This window comes from Nonomuraea sp. NPDC003201 (genome assembly GCF_053590415.1).
Window position 1 is genome coordinate 1 of sequence record NZ_JBSFTC010000613.1, and the last position, 3,171, is coordinate 3,171.

5 protein-coding genes are annotated in these 3,171 nt (G+C 73.2%); 2 read left to right on the plus strand and 3 right to left on the minus strand.

Annotated features, from left to right (window positions below; genetic code table 11):
• On the minus strand, window positions 1-341 hold a 341-nt coding region (locus ACWDX9_RS61635; protein WP_449973169.1), incomplete at its 3' end, for a MerR family transcriptional regulator.
• A gap of 73 nt (window positions 342-414) precedes the next feature.
• On the opposite strand from ACWDX9_RS61635, the gene ACWDX9_RS61640 reads away from it, so the two are divergent.
• Entirely contained in the window at window positions 415-1,173 is a 759-nt protein-coding gene (locus tag ACWDX9_RS61640; protein ID WP_449973170.1) for a maleylpyruvate isomerase family mycothiol-dependent enzyme, read from the plus strand.
• Between the two features lie 67 nt (window positions 1,174-1,240).
• Entirely contained in the window at window positions 1,241-1,948 is a 708-nt protein-coding gene (locus tag ACWDX9_RS61645; RefSeq protein WP_449973171.1) for a sulfotransferase family protein, read from the plus strand.
• A gap of 22 nt (window positions 1,949-1,970) precedes the next feature.
• Here the strand turns inward: ACWDX9_RS61645 and ACWDX9_RS61650 are convergent, their stop codons facing one another.
• Window positions 1,971-2,615: a response regulator transcription factor gene (locus ACWDX9_RS61650; protein ID WP_185074071.1), complete on the minus strand. Its 645-nt coding sequence runs from the start codon at window positions 2,613-2,615 to the stop codon at window positions 1,971-1,973.
• Window positions 2,606-3,171 (minus strand): sensor histidine kinase (locus ACWDX9_RS61655; protein ID WP_449973172.1); only part of this gene is annotated, 566 nt, incomplete at its 5' end. The genes ACWDX9_RS61650 and ACWDX9_RS61655, both read right to left, overlap by 10 nt.

The following is a 3,171-nucleotide window of genomic DNA, read 5'->3' on the forward strand; positions in this document are numbered from 1 at the left end:
CCCTGCGGGCGGTCGAGGAGGCGAGCCCGCAGGCAGGCGCGCCGCCACGCGAGGTCGGCGAGTTGCACGTCGAGCGCCGCCCGCTCGGCCGCGACGGCCTCGGCCATGGAACGCTCGCCGTTGAGCACCCCGGTGATGGCGGTCAGTCCCAGCCCGAGCCCGCGCAGCCGCCTGACCAGCCCGAGCCGCTCCACCGCCGCCGGCTCGAACCTGCGGTGCCCGCCGGCGCTGCGGACCGACTCGATGATCCCCTCGTCGCAGTAGAAGCGGATGGTCCGCACCGGGACGCCGGTCAGCGCCGCCAGGTCCCCGATCCCCAGCGTCTCCTCGCGCAAAGGCACTTGAACCTCCACTGGACTGGAGTTTCTACCGTACCGGCGGAAGAGGACGGAAGAGATCGAGAGGAGATCCGTCATGACGACGCTGGACACCGCGCGGATGGTCGAGGGGCTGCGGGAGCAGACGGCCGGGTTCGCCCGCGCGGCGGCCGGAGGGGATCCGGAGGCGATGGTCCCGACCTGTCCGGAATGGCCGCTGCGTACTCTCGTGGGGCACATCGGGCAGGCGCACCGGTGGGCGGCCGAGATGTTGCGCAAGGGTGAGCCGCTCGCGGTGCCCGACCCGGGTCAGGCCGGCCCGGGCGCGCCGGCGGGGTGGGAGCGGTGGCTGCGCGACGGCGCCGAGGAGCTGATCGGCGCGATCGGGCGGGTGGGGGCGGACACCGAGGTGTGGACGTTCCTGGGCCCGCGGCCCGCGGCGTTCTGGCTGCGCAGGATGCTGTGCGACACCGCCGTCCACCACTACGACGCGGCGGCCACGACGGGGGCGGCGTTCGGGATCGCCGACGACCTCGCGGCCGACGTGATCACCGAGGGCATGGAGATGCTGGCCTCCCCGGGGTCGGAGTCGCTGAAGCCGAGTCTGGTGGAGCTGCGCGGCCGGGGCGAGCGGCTGGGGGTGCGGCCGGACGGGGGCGACGGCTGGGTGATCGTCAGGAGTCCCGGGGGGTTGTGGTGGGAGCACGGGCCGGTGGAGGCGGACGCGGTGGTGTCGGGAGCCGTCGCGGACCTCATGCTGGTGTGCTCCCGCCGCCTTCCCCTCGACGACGCCCGGGTGGCGGTCTCCGGGGACCGTGCGCTGCTGGAGCACTGGCTGGCCCATATGGCGTTCTAGCCATCTGGCCGAGCCTGTGACAACGGGTCAACATCGGAGTAGCCGGCCAACACCCCATGGAGGCAATGTGCTCACGGTGATCGGCGCGGGATTCCCGCGTACAGGAACCAGCTCGATGAAGGCGGCACTCGAACGGCTCGGTTTCGGACCGTGCCACCACATGTTCACGATCATCAGCGACCCGTCCCGCGTCGACAGGTGGCTGCCGCTGGCCGACGGCGCGCAGGTGGACTGGGAGCACGTCTTCGACGGCTTCCGCTCCACGCAGGACTGGCCGGCGTCCTTCTTCTGGAAGGAGCAGGCGGAGGCGTACCCGGACGCGAAGGTCGTCCTGACCGTACGCGACCCGCGTGCCTGGTACCGCAGCATGCAGACGCTCGTCTCCATCGGCCCGGGGCGGGAGCTCCCGGAGGACCTGCCCGAGGCGGCGGCGGCCGTGTTCGGCGGGATGATGCGGCTCAGCCCGGTGATGGACCTGATCACCTCGTCCGTGTTCGAGGGCAGGAGAAGCCTCAGGGAGGGGCTGCCGGAGGAGGACGAGGCGGTGGCGGTGTTCGAGCGGCACCTGGCCACGGTCAAGGAGAGCCTGCCCGCCGAGCGGCTGCTGGTGTTCGACGTGCGCGAAGGGTGGGAGCCGCTCTGCCGGTTCCTGGGCGTGGACGTCCCGGCCGGGGAGCCGTTCCCGCACCTGAACGACGCGAAGACCATGCGTGAGACCCTGGACCGGCTGATCAACGAGGGCAGGCTGGGCTCGCCGTTCACCCGGCAGGAGTGAGGGCGCCACCGCCGCCCGGGTCTCACGTGTCCAGGTAGCGGAGGATGGCCAGGACGCGGCGGCTGTAATCGGGGTCGCGGGGCAGGTCGAGCTTCTCCACGATGGCGTTGACGTGCTTCTCGACCGTGCTGAGCGAGACGTGCAGGCGCTCGGCGATGGCCGCGTTCACGAAGCCCTGGGCGAGGTGCCGCAGCACCTCGCCCTCGCGCGGGCTCAGGCCGCTCAGCGGGTCGGCGTGGGTGGTGCGGGCCAGGAGTTGCCGCACCACCTCGGGATCGAACGCGGCTCCGCCCGCGCGTACGCGTTCGAGCGAGTCGAGGAAGTCGGCCACCTCCGAGACCCGGTCCTTGAGGAGGTAGCCGAGGCCGCGGGTGGAGCCGGCCATGAGCCTGGCGGCGTAGTGCTGCTCGACGTACTGCGACAGGACCAGCACGCCGACGCCGGGGTGGCGGTCGCGGATCTCCAGGGCCGCCCGGAGGCCGTCGTCCTTGTGGCCGGGCGGCATGCGGACGTCGATCACGGCCACGTCGGGGCGGTGGTGCTCGACGGCGGCGAGCAGGGCGGGGGCGTCGCCGACGGCGGCGACCACCTCGTGACCGGCGTCGTCGAGCAGCCGGGTGAGCCCTTCGCGCAGCAGCACGGAGTCATCGGCCAGGATCACCCGCACGACGAGCCCGCCCCGGACCCGGACCCGCTGGGCACCACGCCGGAAACGCCCCCGGATGGCCTGGGGACGGTCTCCGGCGCTTCGGGGGAGCCGCCGGGCGGTGTCTTCGGGAGGGTGGCGGCGATCTTGGTGGGCCCGCCCGGCGGGCTCTCGACCGTGAACTCCCCGTCCAGCGCCAGCACCCGCCGGGCCAGCCCCGACAGCCCGCCGCCCGCCGGATCGGCCCCGCCCGAGCCGTCGTCCGAGATCACCACGCTCACCGCCCGCTCGTCCTCCGTCAGCACGACCAGGATGTCACGCGCCCCGGCGTGCTTGATCGCGTTGGTGATCGCCTCGCGGGCCACGAAGTAGAGCGCGGTCTCCACCTCCGACACGGGCCGTCCGGCCAGCCCGTCGTGCACGGTCACCGGCACGCTCGACCGGTCGGCGACGCCCGCCAGCGCGGCGCGCAGCCCCAGCTCGTCGAGCGCGGTCGGGTAGATGCGCCAGGCCACGCTGCGCAGCTCGTCGAGGAGCTGGCGCGACTCGGCGTACGCCTGGGCGACCAGCTCGGTGG

Coding starts and splice junctions, on each gene's coding strand:
- ACWDX9_RS61640 (WP_449973170.1), top strand. CDS start 415: ATGACGACGCTGGACACCGCGCGGATGGTCGAGGGGCTGCGGGAGCAG.